This is a genomic window from Nocardioides aromaticivorans (assembly GCF_013408525.1).
GTDB classification, from domain to species: Bacteria; Actinomycetota; Actinomycetes; order Propionibacteriales; family Nocardioidaceae; genus Nocardioides; species Nocardioides aromaticivorans.
The window spans coordinates 3,467,963-3,487,908 of the sequence record NZ_JACBZM010000001.1 but is presented as its reverse complement, the minus strand read 5'-3'; the positions used below and the strand labels follow the sequence as shown (position 1 = coordinate 3,487,908).

Annotated in this window: 21 protein-coding genes; 9 read left to right on the top strand and 12 right to left on the bottom strand. The window is 72.2% G+C overall.

Features of this window, described 5'->3' with window-relative positions; all coding sequences use genetic code 11:
• Positions 1 to 9 precede the first annotated feature (9 nt).
• The 3 genes from BJ993_RS16700 to BJ993_RS16690 form a co-directional block, all read right to left on the bottom strand.
• On the bottom strand, positions 10 to 870 hold the full coding sequence (locus BJ993_RS16700; protein ID WP_036548109.1) for an ABC transporter permease: 861 nt from the start codon (positions 868 to 870) through the stop codon (positions 10 to 12).
• Between the two features lie 11 nt (positions 871 to 881).
• Positions 882 to 1,697, bottom strand: coding sequence for an MlaE family ABC transporter permease (locus BJ993_RS16695; RefSeq protein WP_207009509.1), 816 nt, complete (start codon positions 1,695 to 1,697; stop codon positions 882 to 884).
• A 153-nt stretch (positions 1,698 to 1,850) separates the two neighbouring features.
• Entirely contained in the window at positions 1,851 to 3,107 is a 1,257-nt protein-coding gene (locus BJ993_RS16690) for a PucR family transcriptional regulator (protein WP_179650064.1), read from the bottom strand.
• 137 nt (positions 3,108 to 3,244) lie between these two features.
• Between BJ993_RS16690 and BJ993_RS16685 the strand changes: the two genes are divergently transcribed.
• The 4 genes from BJ993_RS16685 (at position 3,245) to BJ993_RS16670 (ending at position 7,952) form a co-directional block, all read left to right on the top strand.
• Positions 3,245 to 4,816, top strand: coding sequence for a GMC family oxidoreductase (locus BJ993_RS16685; protein ID WP_179650062.1), 1,572 nt, complete (start codon positions 3,245 to 3,247; stop codon positions 4,814 to 4,816).
• Position 4,817: 1 nt separating this feature from the next.
• The gene (locus BJ993_RS16680; RefSeq protein WP_179650060.1) at positions 4,818 to 6,539 is read left to right on the top strand and encodes an aldehyde dehydrogenase family protein; all 1,722 of its coding nucleotides are present in this window, start codon (positions 4,818 to 4,820) and stop codon (positions 6,537 to 6,539) included.
• A gap of 100 nt (positions 6,540 to 6,639) precedes the next feature.
• Positions 6,640 to 7,038: a hypothetical protein gene (locus BJ993_RS16675; RefSeq protein WP_179650058.1), complete on the top strand. Its 399-nt coding sequence runs from the start codon at positions 6,640 to 6,642 to the stop codon at positions 7,036 to 7,038.
• A 29-nt stretch (positions 7,039 to 7,067) separates the two neighbouring features.
• The gene (locus BJ993_RS16670; RefSeq protein WP_218864728.1) at positions 7,068 to 7,952 is read left to right on the top strand and encodes an alpha/beta hydrolase; all 885 of its coding nucleotides are present in this window, start codon (positions 7,068 to 7,070) and stop codon (positions 7,950 to 7,952) included.
• Positions 7,953 to 7,955: 3 nt separating this feature from the next.
• On the opposite strand, the gene BJ993_RS16665 is transcribed toward BJ993_RS16670, so the two are convergent.
• The 4 genes from BJ993_RS16665 to BJ993_RS16650 all read right to left on the bottom strand — a co-directional run bounded on the left by BJ993_RS16665 (position 7,956) and on the right by BJ993_RS16650 (position 11,858).
• The gene (locus BJ993_RS16665; protein WP_218864727.1) at positions 7,956 to 8,726 is read right to left on the bottom strand and encodes an enoyl-CoA hydratase-related protein; all 771 of its coding nucleotides are present in this window, start codon (positions 8,724 to 8,726) and stop codon (positions 7,956 to 7,958) included.
• A 29-nt stretch (positions 8,727 to 8,755) separates the two neighbouring features.
• Positions 8,756 to 10,093: an HNH endonuclease gene (locus tag BJ993_RS16660; RefSeq protein WP_179650054.1), complete on the bottom strand. Its 1,338-nt coding sequence runs from the start codon at positions 10,091 to 10,093 to the stop codon at positions 8,756 to 8,758.
• Between the two features lie 61 nt (positions 10,094 to 10,154).
• Positions 10,155 to 10,538: an MmcQ/YjbR family DNA-binding protein gene (locus tag BJ993_RS16655; protein ID WP_308645603.1), complete on the bottom strand. Its 384-nt coding sequence runs from the start codon at positions 10,536 to 10,538 to the stop codon at positions 10,155 to 10,157.
• A gap of 63 nt (positions 10,539 to 10,601) precedes the next feature.
• The gene (locus BJ993_RS16650) at positions 10,602 to 11,858 is read right to left on the bottom strand and encodes an oxygenase MpaB family protein (RefSeq protein WP_179650051.1); all 1,257 of its coding nucleotides are present in this window, start codon (positions 11,856 to 11,858) and stop codon (positions 10,602 to 10,604) included.
• 129 nt (positions 11,859 to 11,987) lie between these two features.
• Here BJ993_RS16650 and BJ993_RS16645 point away from each other — a divergent pair, with 129 nt between their 5' ends.
• Complete coding sequence (locus BJ993_RS16645; RefSeq protein ID WP_179650049.1) at positions 11,988 to 12,947, top strand: GGDEF domain-containing protein; 960 nt, start codon at positions 11,988 to 11,990, stop codon at positions 12,945 to 12,947.
• On the top strand, positions 12,947 to 13,540 hold the full coding sequence (locus BJ993_RS16640; protein ID WP_207009493.1) for a TetR/AcrR family transcriptional regulator: 594 nt from the start codon (positions 12,947 to 12,949) through the stop codon (positions 13,538 to 13,540). The genes BJ993_RS16645 and BJ993_RS16640 overlap by 1 nt, the downstream gene beginning before the upstream one ends.
• Here the strand turns inward: BJ993_RS16640 and BJ993_RS16635 are convergent.
• Genes BJ993_RS16635 through mca form a run of 3 tightly spaced genes read right to left on the bottom strand, consistent with a single transcriptional unit; the run spans position 13,525 to position 15,365 of the window.
• Positions 13,525 to 14,172: a LysE family translocator gene (locus BJ993_RS16635; RefSeq protein WP_179650047.1), complete on the bottom strand. Its 648-nt coding sequence runs from the start codon at positions 14,170 to 14,172 to the stop codon at positions 13,525 to 13,527. The two genes, BJ993_RS16640 and BJ993_RS16635, sit on opposite strands and share 16 nt — an antisense overlap.
• Positions 14,173 to 14,197: 25 nt before the next feature.
• Positions 14,198 to 14,440, bottom strand: a complete 243-nt coding sequence (locus BJ993_RS16630; protein WP_179650045.1) for a hypothetical protein — start codon at positions 14,438 to 14,440, stop codon at positions 14,198 to 14,200.
• Between the two features lie 25 nt (positions 14,441 to 14,465).
• Entirely contained in the window at positions 14,466 to 15,365 is a 900-nt protein-coding gene (gene mca, locus BJ993_RS16625) for a mycothiol conjugate amidase Mca (protein ID WP_179650043.1), read from the bottom strand.
• A gap of 41 nt (positions 15,366 to 15,406) precedes the next feature.
• Here mca and BJ993_RS16620 point away from each other — a divergent pair, with 41 nt between their 5' ends.
• The gene (locus tag BJ993_RS16620) at positions 15,407 to 15,817 is read left to right on the top strand and encodes a DUF4307 domain-containing protein (protein ID WP_179650041.1); all 411 of its coding nucleotides are present in this window, start codon (positions 15,407 to 15,409) and stop codon (positions 15,815 to 15,817) included.
• A gap of 79 nt (positions 15,818 to 15,896) precedes the next feature.
• Positions 15,897 to 16,406 carry a transcription elongation factor GreA gene (greA, locus tag BJ993_RS16615; protein ID WP_036548078.1) on the top strand — a complete coding sequence of 170 codons (510 nt, stop codon included), beginning with the start codon at positions 15,897 to 15,899 and terminating at the stop codon, positions 16,404 to 16,406.
• On the opposite strand, the gene BJ993_RS16610 is transcribed toward greA, so the two are convergent.
• Both BJ993_RS16610 and BJ993_RS16605 read right to left on the bottom strand, forming a co-directional pair.
• Positions 16,394 to 17,743 (bottom strand): AI-2E family transporter, encoded by a 1,350-nt coding sequence (locus BJ993_RS16610; RefSeq protein ID WP_179650039.1) that lies wholly within the window; start codon positions 17,741 to 17,743, stop codon positions 16,394 to 16,396. The two genes, greA and BJ993_RS16610, sit on opposite strands and share 13 nt — an antisense overlap.
• 24 nt (positions 17,744 to 17,767) lie before the next feature.
• Positions 17,768 to 18,949 carry a cystathionine gamma-synthase gene (locus BJ993_RS16605; RefSeq protein ID WP_242530539.1) on the bottom strand — a complete coding sequence of 394 codons (1,182 nt, stop codon included), beginning with the start codon at positions 18,947 to 18,949 and terminating at the stop codon, positions 17,768 to 17,770.
• Positions 18,950 to 19,003: 54 nt separating this feature from the next.
• Here BJ993_RS16605 and BJ993_RS16600 point away from each other — a divergent pair, with 54 nt between their 5' ends.
• Positions 19,004 to 19,942 carry a DUF5995 family protein gene (locus BJ993_RS16600; RefSeq protein ID WP_179650036.1) on the top strand — a complete coding sequence of 313 codons (939 nt, stop codon included), beginning with the start codon at positions 19,004 to 19,006 and terminating at the stop codon, positions 19,940 to 19,942.
• The last annotated feature ends 4 nt before the right edge of the window (positions 19,943 to 19,946 follow it).

The window sequence follows — 19,946 nt, the reverse complement described above, 5'->3', positions numbered from 1 at the left end:
GTGCGGCAGCTAGTTGCCGATGGGCGCGTTGGGCGAGAGGCCCCAGAAGAGCTGGGTCCCGAGCGCACCGATCATGTGGATCAGCACCATGTTCAGGACCATGGATCTCGCGGTGTTCTTGCCGACTTCGACCGAACCACCACGCACGGTGTAGCCGTAGTAGCAGGCCACGAACACGATGGCTGTCCCCATCGTCATGCCCTTGATCATCGAGTACAGGAAGTCGAGCGGGTTCTGGTAGAGCCAGAAGATGTACATGTGCCCGCCGGGCGAGACGCCGCCGACGTAGTAGACCGTCACGAGGATCTCGCCGAGCGACATCATCCCGAGGCTGACGGCGTACAGGAACGGCATCGACAGCCACGCCGCCACCACCCGGGTGCCGACCAGGTAGCTGCGGGAGTCGACGCCCATCACCTCGAGCGCGTCGACCTCCTCGGCGATCCGCATCGAGCCGATCTCGGCGACCAGGCCGCAGCCGATCTTGGCCGCGAGGATGTAGCCCCACATGTAGGGCACCAGCTCGCGAACCGCGCACCAGGCGTTGAAGATGCCCGAGTAGATCGGGGCGCCGACCTGCTTGAGCGTGTAGATCGCCTCGGTGCCGCACATCGTCCCCATGACGAACTGCATCGCCCAGATGATCAGCGCGCTGGACAGGACCAGGATCGCCGCCTGGCGCACGACCTCGGTCCAGTGGGCCCGCACCTCGGGGAGGCTGCGGGTGACCTGCCACGAGAAGCGGAGGATCTCCCCTCCCGTGGTCAGCGCCGCGCGTACGGCGCCGGCGGCACTGCCGAGGGAGAGCTCGGCGTCCTTCGGCTCGGGTGCCGCGGGCCGGGTGCGCGGCGCGTCGGGTGTCGTCGTCATCGTCGCCGCCCCTACTTGAAGACCTGGATCTCGGGGTTGAGCCCGAGCAGGATGTTGGTGAAGACGACGTTGACGACCCAGATCAGCGCGAACGCGACGACGACGGCTTGGTTGACGGCCCGGCCCACGCCGATTGCACCGCCCTTGGCGTACATCCCCTTGTAGCAGCAGACGACGCCGATGATCAGGCCGAAGATCGTCGTCTTCACGACGCTGCCCCAGATGTCGGGGGTGGTCAGGTTGGCGAACAGGCTGTTGTAGAACGCCCAGGGGTTCGCGCCGAGGATCGGCACCGCCGCGATGAAGCCACCCAGCAGGCCGAAGCAGAGGGCGATGATGTCCATCAGGCCGGTGATGATCGTGACGGCGACGATCCGCGGCAGCGCGAGCGCGCGGATCGGGTCGACGCCGAGGACCTCCATCGCGTCGATCTCCTCGCGGATCCGGCGGGCGCCGAGGTCGGCGGTGATCGCCGAGCCGACGACGCCGGCCACCACCATCGCGTTCACCCACGGGGCGAACTCACGGATGCTGGCCATGATGAAGAAGGAGCCGAGCCGCTCGGGCATCCCGAACAGGGCGTAGATGTTGCCGCCCTGGAGGCCGGGTGCGCCGAGCCCGAAGAAGGTGCAGGACACCGCCATCGGGATCCAGCACTGCTGGAGGATCAGGAACATCTGGTCGCGGGTGTCGCGCCAGTAGTCCCACGGGCCGCGAACGGCCATCCACACCACCACGCCGCCGAGCTTGGCCATCTCGCCCAGCTCGGTGACGCCGGCTGCCAGGGTGCCTGTCCTGGGCGGAGCCGTGCGTGTCGCATTCCCCATGAATGGTCACCGCCTGCCTCGGTTGGGAGTGCGGCCAACCTTTCAATCCCGTGTGACCGACGACATAGTCGCCGCCTACAAACCTTCGAGGGTGATTTGTAGGTCGCTGGCAAACTGCCCGATCCCCGGCCGGCTCAGCGGGGTCGCCGGGCCCTACGAGAGCGCGGCGTCGCCGTACACGTCGAGCCAGGCGAGGCAGACCTCGAGCGTCGCGGCGTGCGGGGCGATGCGGTGGCCGAGCTGGTCCTCGGCACGGGCGATGCGGTAGCGCACCGTGTTGGGGTGCACGAACAGCCCCTCGGCGGCGGCGTCGAAGCTCTGGCCGGAGCGCAGGTAGGCGAGGACGGTGGTGCGGAGCATCTCGTCGCCCTTCGCGCCGGTGAGCAGCGGCCCGAGGGTACGACGCACCATCTCGCGCGCCAGCTCGCCGTCGCCGACGAGGCTCACCAGCTCGACGTCGGCGTACGGGTGGCACAGCGCGGGTGCGCGCAGCCCGATCCGCTGGGCCGCGACGGCCTGGACGTGGCTGAGCCGGAAGGCACCGGGTCCCTGCCCCGACGCGCCCAGCGCGAGGTGGATCCCCGTCTTCGCGAGCAGCTCCTCGATGCCGTCGAGCGCGAGCCGTGGCTCCTCCGGCGTCGCCACCCACCCCCACAGCTCGCGGCTGCCAGCCAGCGTCGTCAGGGGACGCGGCAGGCCGAGCTCCTGGCAGACCCGCAGCGACAGGTCGAAGAGCGGCACACCCTCGTCGTCGTGCGGCGGCGCCGAGAGGACGAAGGCGGTCTGCCACAGGGCGAAGCGGTGGCCGAGCAGCCGTTCGGACTCCGCAGACGGGGCCGCGCCCGCGACGAGGGCCTCGATCATCTCCGCGCGTCGCGCCTGCGCTCCCTCGACGAGGCTCGCGCGCTCGCGCGTGTAGTGCTCGACGAGGCGCTCGATGGACTCGTCGATCCAGCGCTCGGCCCGCAGCCACAGCGCGAGCAGGGCCTCGTCACGGGGCAGGCTGGGCGGGAGCGTGTCCGCGGTGGTGTGCTCGGCGACGTACCGGAAGACGACCCTGTTGGCGACCCGGTAGACCTTGAGCAGGACGCTGATGTCGTGGTTGCGGCGCGCGATCGAGAGGCTCAGCGCGACCGCCGCCGGGGGCAGCGCGAGCCGGTGCTCGCCGCCGAGGCTGACCAGGAAGTTGCGCCAGTGCTCGCGGGTCGACGCGTGCAGCTCCTCGGCCAGGCTCGCGTCGCCGGCGAGCACCGGGATGGCGGCGAGGATCTCGTCGTCGACCGTCCGCACGAACTCGTCGACGGCACTGGGCTGGAGCCCCGCCTCGACGAACTCCTGGAGCCAGGCGCGGGCCAGATCCCCCTTGGTGTCGCTCCCTGCCATGAGCGCCTCCATTGTCGTGTTCAACATGTGGCGTCATTCAACGGCGGCCGACGCGGTCAGTTCTTGGAGTCTGTCACAACTCAGCCCGTTGGGAGTGGTGTGCGTCACAAGCGCTGGGGTGCTGCCACGACCGAGCATGGAGGCAGACCGACGGAAGGAAGACCATGCGGGAGTTCGACTACATCGTCGTGGGCAGCGGCTCGGGGGGCGCGGTGCTCGCGGGACGGCTCAGCGAGGACCCGGGCACGTCCGTGCTCGTGCTCGAGGCGGGCGGCCGGAGCCGGCCGAACCTGAACGTCCAGATCCCGGCGGCCTTCGCCAAGACCTTCCACACGAAGATCGACTGGGACTACGAGTCCGAGCCCGAGCCCCACCTGGGTGGCCGCCGGATCTACCAGCCGCGCGGCAGGATGCTCGGCGGCACGAGCGGCATGAACGCGATGATCTACATCCGCGGCAACCGTGCCGACTACGACGGCTGGGCGAAGGCCGGCGCCGACGGCTGGTCGTACGACGAGGTCCTCCCCCTGTTCCGCCGGATGGAGACCAACAGCCGCGGCGCCAGCGAGTTCCACGGCGCCTCGGGCCCGCAGTACGTCGAGGACGCCCCCGACCCGCGCGAGGGGTCGCGCCGGCTGGTCGAGGCGATGGCGCAGGCCGGCATCGGCCGCACCGACGACTTCAACGGCGCCCAGCAGGAGGGCGCCTCCATGTACCAGCGCTTCACGCGGCGCGGCCAGCGCTGGACGACGTACGACGGCTACCTGGCCCCGCACCGCAGGCGGCCCAACCTCACCATCACCCCGAACGCGCTCGTGCACCGCGTCGTGATCGAGCACGGGCGGGCCACCGGCGTCGTCGCGCGGGTCGGCGGCGAGCTGCAGACCTTCCGCGCGAAGCGGGAGGTGGTGCTCAGCGCCGGTGCCTACAACACCCCGCACCTGCTGATGCTCTCGGGCATCGGGCCGGCGGACCACCTGGCCGAGCACGGCATCACCGCCGTCGTGGACAACCCGCACGTGGGTGCGCACCTGATGGACCACCCGATGTACCTGGTCAACTGGGACACGGCCGACCGGGACAACCTCGCGTTCGCGGAGAAGCCCGCCCAGCTGGTGAAGTACCTCCTCGGCCGCAAGGGCATGCTCACCTCGAACATCGGCGAGGCGGGCGCCTTCTTCCACACGAGCGTGGCCGACGACGCGCCGCAGATGCAGATGATCGGCGCCCCGGTGTACTTCTGGCAGCACGGCGCCGCGACGTACGACGGCCAGGCGATCGCCATCGGCCTGTCGATGGTCGGCGCGCGGTCCGAGGGCTGGGTTCGGCTCGCGTCCGCCGACCCCGAGCGCAAGCCGCTGGTCCGCAACAACTACTTCGAGCACCCCGACGACATGACCTCGATGCTCGACGGCATCGAGCGCGCCCGCGAGGTGATGGCCGCGAAGGACCTGCGCGCCAACCACGAGATCCACCCGGGCAGGAAGTACGGCACGCGCAAGGAGCTCGAGGAGGCGGTCCGGGTCGGCGTCGAGCACACCTACCACCCCAGCTGCACCGCCCGGATGGGCGCCGAGGGCGAGGGCGTCCTCGACGCGAGCCTGCGGGTCCGCGGGGTCGACGGCCTGCGGGTCGTCGACGCGTCCGCGATGCCGCGGGTGACCCACGGCAACACCCACGCCCCCACCATGCTGATCGGCGAGAAGGCCGCCGACCTCCTCACGAGCGGAGCCTGAGATGACCGGCACGACCACCGGGACCATCTCCCAGCGCGCCGACCAGATCGCCGCCGCGGCCCAGGCCGGCGCGAAGGCCTGGTCCGGCGTGAGCCTGGCGAAGCGGCGCGAGCTGTTGCAGCAGTTCGCCGTCCTCGTCGAGCAGAACGCGAGCGAGTGGGTGCGGATCGCCGCGGAGATCAAGGGCCTCGACCCGGCCTCGCCCAATGTCGGCGAGGAGTGGACCTCGGGCCCCTGGGCGACGCTCTACTACGCCGGCCACCTCGTCCAGTCGATCGTGAGGCTCGAGGCCGGGCAGTCCCCGACCGAGGGCTTCGAGATCAGGTCGGTGCCGGGCGGCCGGGTGGCCGTCGAGGTGCTCCCCCACTCCGTGTGGGACCGCCTGCTGCTCTCCGGCTTCTCCGCCGAGGTGTGGTGCGAGCCGGGCGTCACGGCCGACGAGGTGCGGGCGAGCGCCGGCCTCGGACTGCGCGAGCCCGAGGCGGTCCGCGGGACGTGCGTCGTGCTCGGCGCGGGCAACATCACCTCGATCGCCCCGCTCGACGCGCTCTACGTCCTGTACGCCGACAACCGCTCCGTCGCGCTCAAGCTCAACCCGGTGACCGACCCGCTGCTGCCGGTGTTCGAGGCGATCTTCAAGCCGTTCATCGACCTCGGCGTCGTGCAGGTCTTCACCAGCGACCTCGAGCTCGGCGCCGCCGTCATCGCCCACCCGGACATCGACGCGGTGCACATGACCGGCTCGGAGGCCACCCACGACGCGATCGTCTGGGGCCCGGGCGCGGAGGGTGCCGCCAACAAGGCCGCCGGTACGCCGCGGCTGCGCAAGCCGATCACCAGCGAGCTGGGCGGTGTCGCGCCGATCGTCGTCGTACCGGGGAGGTGGTCGAGGCGGGACCTCGAGTTCCAGGCGCGGCACGTCGCCACCATGCGGCTGCACAACTCCGGCTCCAACTGCGTCGCGGGCCAGGTGCTCGTGGTGAGTGCGGACTGGAAGCAGAAGGACGCCTTCCTCGCAGCCGTGCGCCGGGCGCTGGCGAGCGCACCTGCCCGGCCGGCGTGGTACCCGGGCACGCCCGCCCGCATCGACGCTGCCCGCAACGGCGCGACGCCGTCGGAGGCGCTCGGCGGCACGCCGGAGCGGACCCTGCTGCCGGCCCTCGACCCGACAGTGGACGAGCCGTCGTACTCGATGGAGTACTTCGGTCCGGTCCTCGGCGTGACCGAGCTGTCCGGCACCGGCGCGGACTTCTTGCAGCGCGCGATCGACTTCTCGAACGACCGGCTGCGCGGCACCCTCGGCGCCAACATCCTGATCCACCCGCGCGAGCAGAAGGCGAACGGCGCGGCGGCGTTCGAGCAGCTGCTCGCCGGCCTGCGCTACGGCACCATCGCGGTCAACGCGTGGACGGGCGTCGGCTACCTGTCGCCCTTCGCCACGTGGGGCGCCTTCCCCGGGCACACGCCCGACGACATCCAGTCCGGGCACGGTGTCGTCCACAACGGGCTGCTGCTGGCCCGGCCCGAGCGGACGGTGGTGCGCGGGCCGTTCCGCCCCTTCCCGCGGTCGTGGGCGACGGGGAGCCTCGCGCTGACGCCGGTCCCGCCGTGGTTCGTGCACAACCGGACGGCAGCGACGACCGGCGAGCGACTGGTCCGCTTCTCGGTCGCGCCGAGGTGGCGCAAGCTGCCGGGAGTCTTCGCCTCGGCCCTGCGCGGATGAGCCCGCTGCCCGCGGTTGTCGCCGACGACCAAAGAGTCGGACCGACCTTGTGACCGGGCGCGCTGCCGCCCGGCGGCGGTCCGGGCCTAGGGTCGGCGCCATGGCAGCCACCACCGCGAGCCGTCCCGTGGCGGCCGGCGTCGGCCGGATCGACGTCCCCGGCGCGGTCCGCGGGGCCTCGACCGGCTTCAGCATCCTGATCCTCGGTGGCCTGGTGGCGCCCTTCTGGACGTTGCTCTCGACGGCGGTGGCGGCCGGCTGGCTCGCCCTCGTCGCGGTCGTCGCGTTCGCGGTGGCGGCCCGGCACAGCCGGAACGCCGGCAACCCGGGCCTGCACGGCGCGGTCGCCGCGCTGATCGCCTACGCGCTGGTGCTGCCGCTGATCCTGCCCTTCGAGCAGGGCCGCAACCCCGGCCAGATCGGGCTCACCGTCGTGACGGCGGTCGTCGTCGGCTGGCTGGCCGGCCTGGCGTTCGCGCGCCCGGCCGCGCGGTCCTGACCCGCCGGCCTGGTGCTTGGATGAAGCCCGTGCACGTGCCCCTGCCTGCTGCCCGCCTGCTCGTCCGCCGCGTCGTGAAGCCGGTGCTCGGCACCCGCCTCACCCCGGTGCGCCAGCGCCAGGTCATCAACGCGCTGATGCGCGTCTCCGTGCTCCCGAAGGGCACCCGCCGCGAGGCCACCCACCTCGGGGGCGTGCCGACGGAGCGGATCACGACGCCCGCGAGCCTGCCCGACCGCGCCCTGCTCTACCTCCACGGCGGCGCCTACCTCGTCGGCTCCCCCACGACCCACCGCGCCGTGGCCGCCCACCTCGCCGACTCGGCCCGCGCAGTCACCCACGTCCTCGACTACCGGCTCGCCCCCGAGCACCCCCACCCGGCGGCGGTGGACGACGCCCTCGCCGCCTACCGGGCGCTCCTGGAGAGCGGCTACTCGGCCGACCGCATCGTCGTGGCCGGCGACTCCGCCGGTGGCGGCCTGACCCTGGCCCTCGCGCTGCGGCTGCGGTCGGTCGGCGTACCCCTGCCGGCCGCGCTCGGTCTGATCTCCCCGTGGGTCGACCTCTCCCTGGCCGGACTGGACCCCTCGGTTGACGACCCGCTGCTGGGTCGCGGCTGGCTCGAGCTGGGCGCTTCGTCGTACGCCGGCGGACGGGTGGACCTCCCCGAGGTGTCACCCCTGAAGGCCGACCTGACCGGCCTGCCGCCGCTCTTCGTGCACGCCGCCAGCGACGAGATGATCCGCGACGACGTGGAACGCCTGGTCGCCGCCGCGCGCTCGGCCGGCGTCGAGGTCACCTACGAGCTGCTCGACGGGCACTGGCACGTGACCCACCTGTTCGCGGGGATGGTCCGCGAGGCGACGGACGTCGTACGACAGCTGGGTGGGTGGCTGGGCGGGGCGCTGGCCTGACGGCTAGCGCCCGCGCCAGACCGGGTCCCGCCGCTCGAAGAACGCGTTCAACCCCTCCGCCAGGTCGGCCGTCGCCAGCAGCCGGTCGATCGCGGCGTGGCTCGCGGTCCAGTCGGCCGTCTCGTCGCCGTTGATCTCCGCCTGCGCGAGGGCCAGCGACTCCCGCACCGCCAGGGGTGCGTTGGTGCAGATCGTCGCCGCCAGCCCGAGCGCCACGTCCAGCGCCATCCCCGGCTCGACCAGCCGGTTGACGAAGCCGAGTCGCTCGGCTCGCTCGGCGTCGATCGGCTCGCCGGTCAGCAGCATCTCGCGGGCGATGTTGGCGGGCAGCACCCGTGGGGCGCGGAAGACCCCGCCGAAGTCGGGCAGCAGGCCGCGCTTGACCTCGGGGAAGCCGAAGGCCGCCGTACGAGACGCGACGACCAGGTCGCAGCAGAGCACGAGCTCGAAGCCTCCGCCCAGCGCGAGCCCCTCGACCGCGGCGATGAGCGGCTTGGGCCGCACGCGCGACATGATCCCGGCGATCCCGCCGCGCTCCGTCGGCTCCCCCGCGCCCTCGGCCAGGTCGGCTCCGGCGGAGAACACGGCGGGGCCGCCGGCGAGGACGCCGCACCACAGCTCGTCGTCGTCCTCGAGCAGGTTGAGCGCCTCGTCGAGGCCGCGGGTCACCGCACTGTTGATCGCGTTGCGCTTCGCCGGCCGGTCGAGGCCGATGATCAGGGTCCGCTCGTGGCGGATGGTGCGGACGGCGATCTCGTCGGTGGGCTCGCTCACCCGACCGACACTAGAGGAGCCCGTGGCCGTCAGGCGATGAGCTGGTAGCGGCCGGGGCCGGTCTGGACGTAGCGGGGTTCTCGCCAGCCGGGTGGGGCGGGCGCGGTGGCGGTGTAGCGGTGGCCGGTCGGGGTGATCGTCTCGACCTGGTGACGGTCGACGGGATGTCCGACCTGGTGTTGTCGCCAGCCGGGGGCTTGTTTGGCGTGGTTGCAGGTCTGGCACAGGCCTTGGCCGTCGTCGACGGTGGTGTTGCCGCCGTCGGCGACGGGGGTGATGTGGTCGTTGTGCCGGATGGGTGCGTCGCAGAAGGGGGTGGCGCAGATCCCGGCACCGCGCAGGGCGAGGAACTCACCCATCGCCTTGGTGTGGAACCGGTTGCGGGTGGTCATCGAGACCAGCCGGCCCAGGCGGTTGCGGTACAGGCATCGGAACCAGGCGGTCACGTCGCTGTCGAGGGCGGTGGCGAGGAGGTTGCGGGCAACCTCGGCCGGGACCACCTCAGCAGGTACGCCGTCCGCGGACACCTCGGCGGGGGCGTGGCCACCGGCCAGGGACTCGTCCGAGATCACCACATCCACCGTGACCGGCACCGCCGGCGCTGCTTCAGGGGTGCCGGACTCGGCGACACCGGTGACCCGCGCGACGAGCAGGTCGGCCATCAGCTGGCCCAGGCTGCGGGGATCGCCCGCGGCGCGGGCCGCCTCAGCTGCCTTGCGGAGCGCGGCGTAGGCCGCGACCCCTTGGGCGACCGGGACCAGTGCGGTCAGGTAGGTCATCGTGTCCGGCGCCGGCCGGACCGTCACATTCCTGTCACCCTGCGCCTTGCGGGCACGGGCCGCGACGGCGGCGGGGTCGACCTCGGCCACCAGCCGCCGGATCCGGCCGACCAACTCCCTTGTCCCGACCCCGTCGAGCGCACTCGGGTCGGCACAGGTCTCCTCGTCGGCGAACATCCGCAGCTCCACCGGCAGACAAGCCGTCTCGCGAGCGAGAAGAGTGGCTCGGTATTCGGAGAGAGAGCCGTCGCGCAGGCGGGCCAGGGTGTGCGGCATCTCGGCGTGCAGCACCTTCGCCAGACCGAGAAGGACCTGCCCGCGGTGGGGTGACTCACGACGGGCGAGCGCGATCTCGGAGGCGACACCACGGCCCTGGCGGGCCGCCTGGACCCCGGCCGCTGCCTCGTCGGCGCGGCGGCGGGCGTCGTACACGACGGAGAGCTCGGCCTGCACCGCAGCCGCTGCCGACTTCAACGTCTCCAGCGCCGCGATCACGTCGATCTGCGCGGCCGGGTCGTCCGGGCACACGCCAGCGGTGATTCGGTCGACGAACGACCGGACCTCCTCCGCCGTGAGCTGCGCTGCCATACCCATATGATACTCGAACACATGTTCGAATGCCAGGGCTCTTGCGGGACCTGTGGACGACTCAGGCAGTCGGCCGGTCCACGAGGTCGACCAGCCGCTGCGGCGCCTGCAGGCAGAACGAGTCGGTGAGCAGCTCGCCGAGCTCCTCCCAATCGGTGTCGCCGTCGATGAGCATGCCGACGACGTTGGCGCCCCAGTCGGAGCGGAAGTAGGGCGCACCCAGGTGCTGGAAGGCCATCACCTCGTCGGGCTCGGCGCGGAAGGTGATCCGGAAGAGCTGGTCCTCGCCACCGAAGACGTGGGCGACGGTCGTCGTCGTACCCCCGACGCGCCAGCGGACCCCGACCCACGCCTCCTCCTCGAGGCACTCCGGCAGGCGGCCGAAGATCGCCCGCAGGCGGGCGAGGTACTCGCCGGGGACGTCGGGACGGGTCGGGCGCGGCACGGCAGCAATCTCCCACAGCCTGCCGACAACCATCGCGCGCGATCCGGCTCGACGGTCAGCAGCTCACGCCCTGAGCTTCCCCACGTCCTCGGCATCCCCCTGGAAGTAGCTGTCCAGCAGCCACTGCGCCCGCCGGCCGCCCCACCGCCACAGTCGGTCCTTGCCGCCGGGCAGGTGCCGCAGCACCCGGTAGCGCAGCGTGTTCAGGCCGACCAGGTAGGCGTGCGCCCACGGCGGCCGCATCGGCAGCCCGAACTCGCGCATGCTCTCCGGACCGAGGAAGACGGTGAGCATGGAGAGCAGCCGTTCGCGCTCGTAGCGCGCCCGCACCCCCTGCAGCGCAGCTGGCCAGCCCGGGTAGTGCCGCTCGGCCTGCGCGTCGACGACGGCCTGCGCCAGGGCGGGACCGGCCTCGGTCATCGGGCCCTGCGCGAGCAGCACGTGGTAGTCGATGCGGTGCCGCTCCCACTCGTCGTCGACGAGGAAGTCCTCGTGCACGCCCATCAGCCAGCCGACGTACTTCCACAGGTGCATCAGCGCCCGCGACTCCCGGCCCGACACCGGCACGCCCAGCGCGCGCGAGCCGATGATCAGCACTCCGTCGAACAGGCCCAGCGTCGAGGCCTGGTCGGCCTGGTTGATCGGCAGGCCCCACGTCGCGGTGTCCCACTGGTCCTCGAAGGCGTGGTTGACCAGGGCGTGCATCAGCCGCACGTGCACGGTCAGCCGCCAGCCCTCGCCCTGGACCGGCAGCAGCGCCTCCGGGTTGGCCAGCGCGGCGCCCCACTTCTGCGTCTCGGCGAGCCGGCGCAGCGTCTGGCCGCCGGTCAGGCCGCCGGTCGCGACCAGCAGGTCGGTGGGGCCGCCGAACCGGTAGCCGCCGACGAGCGAGAGCTGCAGCAGCACGTCCTGCGCGTTCTGGCCCAGCCGGCGGAACACCCGGGCGCCCTCCTCGACCAGGGCACGGTCCAGCCAGGCCGGCTCGGCCTGCACCTCCTCGAAGAACGCGCGCAGCGCCGGCGGGGCGTCCGGCACCGCGTCGATCCCGTGGGCGAGGGCGGCGCGGAACTGGCCCATCTCGACCCTGCCGGGAGTGCCTGCTCGCAACCGGATCGCGTCCGCGAGCCGGGCGCCCAGCTCGTCGCGCTCGTACATGCCGCGTCCGATCCGGTCCAGCAGGGCCTCGTCGACGCCCTTGACCCGGCCGACGACCTTCAGCGGGCGGCCCAGGCGCCGGTTGCGGTCGCCGCCTGCCCGGAAGCGGGTCGGGTACGACGGTTCGGTCGGCGTGCCGGGGGTGGCGGCGAGGTCTGCGGTCATGCCAACATCGTGACGCGAGTCATCGCTCGCATTCAAGTCGCGAAATTTGGCCGTCCGGATGAGGATCCCCGACGCCACGCCCCCGGCTGGGTGTGATGATGGGGCCGTCGGATCTGGGAGGAGAAGGGCATGGGCGACGTGACGTCAGGACTGGAGCGGCTGCTCGTCGCGGTCCAGCAGCTGTCGATGGCCGGCTCGCTGCAGGAGGTGCAGGAGGTCGTCCGCACCGCCGCCCGCGACCTCGGCGCCTGCGACGGCGCGACCTTCGTCCTGCGCGACGGCGACCAGTGCTACTACGCCGACGAGGACGCGATCGCGCCGCTGTGGAAGGGTCACCGGTTCCCGCTCGAGGCCTGCATCAGCGGTGTCGCCATGCTCGAGCGCACCCACGTGGCGATCCCCGACATCTACGCCGACGAGCGGGTCCCCCACGAGGCCTACCGCCCGACCTTCGTGACCAGCATGCTGATGGTCCCGGTCCGCGCGCTCGACCCGATCGCCGCGATCGGCACCTACTGGGCCGAGCCGCACACGCCGACCGAGGCCGAGATCTCGCTGCTGCAGGGCCTCGCCAACGCCACGTCCGTCGCGCTCGACAAGGTCCAGGTCCACGCCCAGCTCGCGAGCGCCGTCGCGCTGCGCGAGGCCACCCACCACCTGGCCGTCACCGACGACCTGACCGGGCTGCGCAACCGCCGCGGCTTCTTCGAGCTCGCCCGGCACCGCTGGGCCGAGAGCACCGGCGCCGGTGCCGTCGCCTTCGTCGACCTCGACGGGCTCAAGGTCGTCAACGACTCCGACGGGCACGAGGCGGGCGACCGCCTGCTGCGCAAGGTCGCGACGGCGCTGCAGTCCAGCGTGCGCGACACCGACGTGGTCGCCCGCATCGGTGGCGACGAGTTCGCCGTCTTCTCCCGCGACCTCGCGCCCGACGAGCTCCAGTCGCGCCTCGAGCAGGCCATCGGGCGCCGGGCCAGCATCGGCACGGCCGCCCTCACCGACATCGACCTGCTGCCGGACGCCCTCCTGCAGGCCGACGCGAGCATGTACGACGTCAAGCGGCGCCACCTGCGGGCCCGCTCCGCCTGATGCGCAAGGCTCCCCAGCAGGCCCGTTCGCGCGAGATGGTCGAGCGGATCGTCGCGGCCGGCCGCGAGGTGCTCGTCAGGCACGGCTACGACGCGTTCAGCACCAACCGGGTCGCCACCGCCGCCGGCGTCAGCCCGGGCTCGCTCTACCAGTACTTCCCCGACAAGGCCGCGATCCTCGACGTGGTGATCGACCGCTACTGGGCGGAGGTCGCCGAGCAGGTGGCCGCGTCGCTGGGCGACCGGATCGGGGAGTTCGGCCCCGGCATGGTGCGGGCGACCGCCGACGCGCTGGTCAGCGCCCTCGAGGCCGACCCCGTCGTGCTGCGGGTCGTGGCGGAGGAGCTGCCGATCGGCCGCAACCGGGACCGCCGCGCCGCGCTCGAGCGGCGGGTCCGCGAGCTGGTCACGACCTACCTCGCCGCGCGGCCCGAGAGCTCCCAGCGCCCCTCGGCGGCCGTCGCCGCGTGGGTGGTCGTCCTCGCGATCGAGAACCTCGCCCTGCGGTGGGTGCTCGACCAGCCCCCGGCGGTCAGCCGCGACACCCTGCTCGACGAGATGGTCGCGCTGGTCGGGGGCTACCTGTCGGCGTGACCGGTGAGCGCCATCCCGACGCCCAGCCCGATCATCGACGTCCCGCCGATGGCGCCGAGCACGCTCCCGCGCCGCTCCGACGCGACGAACCAGTCGCGCGCCCGCCCCGCGGCGAAGGCCCAGGTCGAGTCGCAGAGCAGGCCGAGCAGGATCGCCACACAGCCCAGCGTGAACATCTGCGCGGGGACGGCGGGCGCACCGGCGGACCGGTCGACGAACGGCGGCAGGATGGCCGCGAACATCAGGAAGCCCTTCGGGTTGCTCACCCCGACCACGAAGCCCTGGCGGAAGGCCCGCCAGCCCTCCACCGGGGCCCGCTCGCCGGTGGCCCCGAACTGCATCTCGCGGCGGTGCCGGAAGGCCTGGACGCCCAGCCAGACGAGGAAGGCCGCGCCGGCGAGCTTGATGGCGTTGAAGACGAGCTGCGACTCGGCGACGACCGCGCCGAGCCCGAGGCAGACCAGGCCCATCACGAGGAACAGCCCGGCGGTGTTGCCCAGCACGCTGGCGAGCGCGACCCGCTGGCCGTACGACACGGCCCGGCCGACGACGAAGACGACGCTCGGGCCCGGGATGACGATGACGACGAGCGCCGCGAGGCCGAAGCCGAGCAGCTGGTCGATGCCGATCACCGGGCCACGCCGATCACCACGCCGATCACTCGGTCCGGTCGGCGTCGGTGGCGTCGGCGGACGTGCCGTCGCCGTACACGCCGGCGTCCTTGGCCTTCTGCGCGGTGCGCAGGCTGCGGGTCAGGGCTATGCCGATCACCACGACCGCCACGATCAGGCCGATGAAGATCCAGAACGCCGTCCAGCCCGCGACGACGTCCTTGTCCTCGGGCGCCTTGTCCTCGGCGCGGACGAGCGTGTTGACGACGGTGGCGGCGAGGGCATGCATAGGCCCAGTGTCTCAGGACGCCCGCTCAGGCGTCAGGGGTGACCCCCGCGAACAGGTCGTCCTCCGGTACGACGGACTCCACGTGGCTGGTCACCAGCTCGTAGTCCTCGGTCGGCCACACCTCTGCCTGCAGCTCGCGCGGCACCGCGAACCAGAAGCCGTCGGGGTCGATCTGGGTGGCGTGCGCGAGCAGCGCCTGGTCACGGACGCCGAAGTACTCCGCGCACGGGACCCGGGTCGTGATCCGCGCGTCCCACTCGGGCTCCGGCTTCCACTCCTTCAGGCGCTCCTCCCACGGCGACTCCAGGCCGTGCTCGACCATCGCGTCGTGCAGCGCCTGCATCCGGGGCCGGTTGAAGGAGTGGTGGTAGTAGAGCTTCTGCGGCTGCCACGGCTCGCCGGCGTCGGGGAAGCGGTCCGGGTCGCCGGCCGCCTCGAAGGCCGCGACGCTGACCTCGTGGCAGCGGATGTGGTCGGGGTGCGGGTAGCCGCCGCGCTCGTCGTACGTCGTCATCACGTGGGGGCGGAAGGCGCGCACCAGCCGGACCAGGCGCTCGGTCGCCTCCTCGAGCGGGACCAGGCCGAAGCAGCCCTCCGGCAGCGGCGGCTTCGGGTCGCCGTCGGGCCAGCCGGAGTCGACGAAGCCGAGCCACTCCTGGCTCACGCCGAGGATGTCGCGGGCCCGCTCCATCTCCTGGCGGCGCACCTCGGTGATGTTCTCGAGGATCTCCGGGCGGTCCATCTTCGGGTTGAGGATCGAGCCGCGCTCACCCCCGGTGCAGGTCACCACCTGCACGTCGGCGCCCTCGGCGACGTACCGCGCCGTCGACGCGGCGCCCTTGCTCGACTCGTCGTCGGGGTGGGCGTGGACGTGCATCAGCCGCAGGCCGGAGCGGTCGACGGAGGGCGCGTGCGAGGTGGGCATGCCGCCCATCGTAGAAAAAGTCATCGTGGGACCATGAACCGGTGAGCACGACCGACGATTCCCTCGCCCAGCGGTACGGCGCCCCGTCGGCCGGGCGGCGGCTCACGGTGCTCGTCCTGGCGGGCGTCGTGGCGCTCGGCTTCCTCGGCTGGCTGGTCTGGGCGATGCTCTTCCACTCCAACCCGGAGATCGCCTCGGAGGAGATCGGCCACGAGGTCGTCGACGACCACACGGCGACGATCGAGGTCCGGATCGAGATCGACGACGACATCGACGACCCCGAGTGCGCGCTGCGGGCGATCTCGCACGACAAGGCGATCGTGGGCGAGAAGACCTTCTCCCCCGACCCGGCCGACGGGCCGGTCTACGAGGTCGAGGTCCGCACCGAGCGCCGCGCCACGACCGTCGAGTGGCTGGGCTGCAAGGCACCGGGACAACCCCGCTATCGCTGAGCGATCCCCGTTCAACCGGTAGACTCGATCGTTCATGTACCCGCAGGGGTATGCGACGAGCAGCACAGGAGTTTCATTCATGTCTCAGACCGACCAGTCCGGTGGCGCGAACACCGTCTGGCTGACCCAGGACGCCTACGACAAGCTCAAGGCGGAGCTGGAGTACCTCAAGGGCCCCCGCCGCGCCGAGATCGTCGCGGAGATCAGTGCTGCCCGCGACGAGGGCGACCTCAAGGAGAACGGCGGCTACCACGCCGCCCGCGAGGAGCAGGGCAAGAACGAGGCCAAGATCCTCCAGATGGAGGACATGCTCCGCCGCGCCGAGATCGGCGAGACCCCGCCCGACGACGGCGTCGTCGAGCCGGGCATGGTCGTCACCTACAAGTTCGACGGCGATGACGACGACGAGGCGGAGAGCTTCCTCCTCGGCGCGCGCGAGATCGAGCCCGAGGGCCTCACCGTCTACTCCCCCCAGTCGCCGCTGGGCCAGGCCATCAACGGCCGCAGCAAGGGCGAGACGGTGTCCTACGAGGTCAACGGCAAGCAGCAGACGGTCATCATCCTGGACGCCAAGCCCTACGTGGGCTGACCCGCCAGGCCTCCCGAGCCGTCCGTCCCCCCGGGGGCGGGCGGCTCGGTCGCTTCCCCGGCCGCATCGGCCAGCTCGGCCAGGTGCAGCACGACGGCGTTCGCCGCCGCGGCCAGGGGTACGGCGACCAGCGCGCCTGCGATGCCGGCGACGAGCACGCCGCAGGCGATCGCCACGATCACGCCCAGCGGGTGCACCGACACCCAGCGGCCGAGCAGGAACGGCTGGAGGATGTGGCCCTCGAGCTGCTGCACGCCGACCACCACGGCCAGCATCAGCAGCGCGGTCAGCGGGCCCTGGTCGACGAGCGCGACGAGGATCGCGACGCTGCCGGCGATGGTGGCACCGATCATCGGCACGAAGGCGCCGAGGAAGACCAGCACGCCGATCGCCAGCACGAAGGGCACGTCGAGGATCGCCGCGCCGACGGCGATGCCGATGGCGTCGACCAGCGCCACGACGACGGTGGCCCGCACGAACTGGACCAGCGAGATCCAGGCGACCCGGCCCGAGCTGTCGACCCGCTCGCGCGCCACCCGCGGCGCGAGGCGCACCATCCACGACCAGATCCGCTCGCCGTCGGCGAGGAAGAAGTAGGTCGCGAAGAGCGAGATGAAGAAGCCGGCGAGCACGTGGCCCAGGGCCGAGCCGACCTCGCCGACCTGGCTGATCACCTCACCGTCCTGCGACCGCTCGGTGATCATGTCCTGGACGCTCCCGATCCAGTCGTTGATCTGCGAGTCGCTGGCGTGCAGCGGGCCGTCCTGGAGCCAGTCGCGGATCTCCTGGAGTCCCTCGACCGCCCCGTCGGCGAGGTCCTTGGCCCCGTCGGCGACCTGGTTGCCCGCGAAGGTCAGCAGCGCCCCGACGACGGCGAAGCCCAGGATGACGATGAACAGCGCGGACAGGCCGCGCGGCATGCCCAGGCGCGTCAGCAGCTGCACGAAGGGCGCCGCCAGCGCGCTGATCAGAAGCGCCACCGCGATCGGCACGGTCACCACCGCGAAGAAGCCCACCAGCCACATGAGCAGGTACGCCGCGCCCGCGATGAGCAGGATCCGCCACGCCCAGCCCGCGGCCAGGTCGAGGCCGTAGGGGACCTCCGCCCGGCGCAGGTTGGACGGCCCGGTCGCGAAGGTCGGCAGCTCGTGCCGCCGCCCCTCGCGCTCCTCCCGCAGCAGCGCCCACTGGTGGGCGAACCGGCGGAAGAGCCGCTCCTCGCGATCCCCCTCGTCGGGACCGAGCGGCGGCTCGTCCTCCTCCGCCTCCTGGACGGCGTGCTCCTCCGCGGCGGCGGTGGTCGGGTCCTCGGGCTCGGTGGGGCCGTCGCTGGTCACACGATCGACCCTAGACGGTCGGCCTCAGGTCGTGGAGCCGAGCGCCCGCTCCAGGTCGGCGACCTGGTCCTCCGAGGTCTCGATGCCGACGCTCAGCCGGACCAGGTCGGCCGGCACCTCGAGGTCGGTGCCGGCGACGCTCGCGTGCGTCATCCGGCCCGGGTGCTCGATCAGCGACTCGACACCGCCCAGCGACTCGCCGAGGGTGAAGACCGACGTCGCCGCGCAGATGGCGAGCGCCTGCTCCTCGCCGCCCTTGACGCGGAAGGACACCATGCCGCCGTACCTCTTCATCTGGCGCGACGCCACGGCGTGACCGGGGTGGTCGGCCAGTCCGGGGTAGATCACCTCGCTGACCGAGGGGTGGCCGCTGAGGAACTCGACGATCCGCTCCGCGTTGTCGCTGTGCCGCTCCATGCGCAGCGCCAGGGTCTTGAGCCCGCGCAGCACCAGCCACGAGTCGAACGGGCCGGCGACGGCGCCGATGGCGTTCTGGTGGTAGCCGATCGTCTCGGCCAGGTCGGCGTCGTCGACGACGAGCGCTCCCCCGACGACGTCGGAGTGGCCGCCGGCGTACTTGGTGGTCGAATGGACGACGATGTCGGCGCCCAGCGCCAGCGGCTGCTGGAGGTACGACGACGCGAAGGTGTTGTCGACGACGAGCCGTGCGCCGGCCTCGTGGGCGACGGCGGCGAGGGCGGCGATGTCGCCGATGGAGAGCATCGGGTTCGTGGGGGTCTCCAGCCACACGAGCTTGGTCTCCCCCGGCCGGATGGCCGCCCGGACCGCCTCGGGGTCGGTCACCGGCGCCGGGCTGTGCGCGAGGCCCCAGTTCGTGGCGACCTTGTCGAAGAGGCGGAAGGTGCCGCCGTAGGCGTCGTTGGGCAGGACGACGTGGTCGCCGGGACGGCACAGCGCCCGGACCAGCGTGTCCTCGGCCGCGAGTCCGGAGGCGAAGGCGAAGCCGTGCGCACCGCCCTCGAGGGCGGCCAGCGTGGACTCCAGGGCCGTGCGCGTCGGGTTGGCCGACCGGCTGTACTCGTAGCCGTTGCGCAGCCCGCCGACGCCGTCCTGGGCGTAGGTGGAGGTGGCGTAGATGGGCGGGATCACCGCGCCGGTGGTCGGGTCGGGGCGGTAGCCGGCGTGGATGGCCCGGGTCTCGAAGCCCGCCCCGTCGAGGTGCTCGTCGATGTGGTTGTCGCTCACCAGTCGAGCCTACCGACCCCCGTGACAATACGAGCGGACGCTCGTTTCTGGAACGTGCCCCGCTTCAGCCGCGTCCTCGCCACCGCCGCCTGTGCGGTCCTCGCCGCCACCGCGCTGGCCCTGCCGGCAGCCCCCGCCCGTGCGGACGACGGCGGCGACCCGGACCCGCTGCGCGGCCTGCTGCTCCCGCCGATCGACGCCGTGGTGGCACTCCTCGCGCCCTTCCCGATCCCCGCGACGCCGTACACGGGCGAGGTGTGCGCCAGCGGCGCTGACGCGTGCATCGACGACGTCGTGGCGCGCATGGAGCACCGCCTCGACGGCCTGGTCGAGGAGTGCTCGCACAGCGCGGTCTTCTCGCTGGCCTACCTGCGGGTGACCGAGAACGTGCGCGACGCCGTCCGCTCCGGCTACTTCGAGGACCGGGCCTGGCTCAACCGTGTCGACGCAGTCTTCGCCGAGATGTACTTCGACACCACCAGCCGCTGGGAGGCCGGCCAGCGCACCGGCATCCCGCGGGCCTGGCAGATCGCGCTCAAGGCCGAGGACGACCGGGCGATGAGCGGCCTGGGCAACTTCCTGCTCGCGATGAACGCCCACATCAACAGCGACTTCCCGCACGTGCTGGCCACCGTCGGGCTGACCGGGCCCGACGGCAGCCACAAGGCCGACCACAACCGCTACAACAACCGCCTCGACAGCCTCTACGCCCCCGTGTTCGCCGAGGAGGCGGCCCGCTTCGACCCGACCTTCGACGACATCGACGCCGGCACCGCCGAGGAGGCCGTCGCCGGGGTGATCATGCGCGGCTGGCGGGAAATGGTGTGGCGGCACGCCGAGGCGCTGGTCCTCGCGCGCACACCCGCCGCCCGGGCCCTGGTCGAGAAGGAGATCGAGGTCTACTCCGCGCTCCAGGCCCAGCTGATCCGCACCTTCTTCGTCGCGAAGCCGGCGAAGCGCGACGCGTGGTGCGCCACGCACGGGGCCGGCTGAGCCG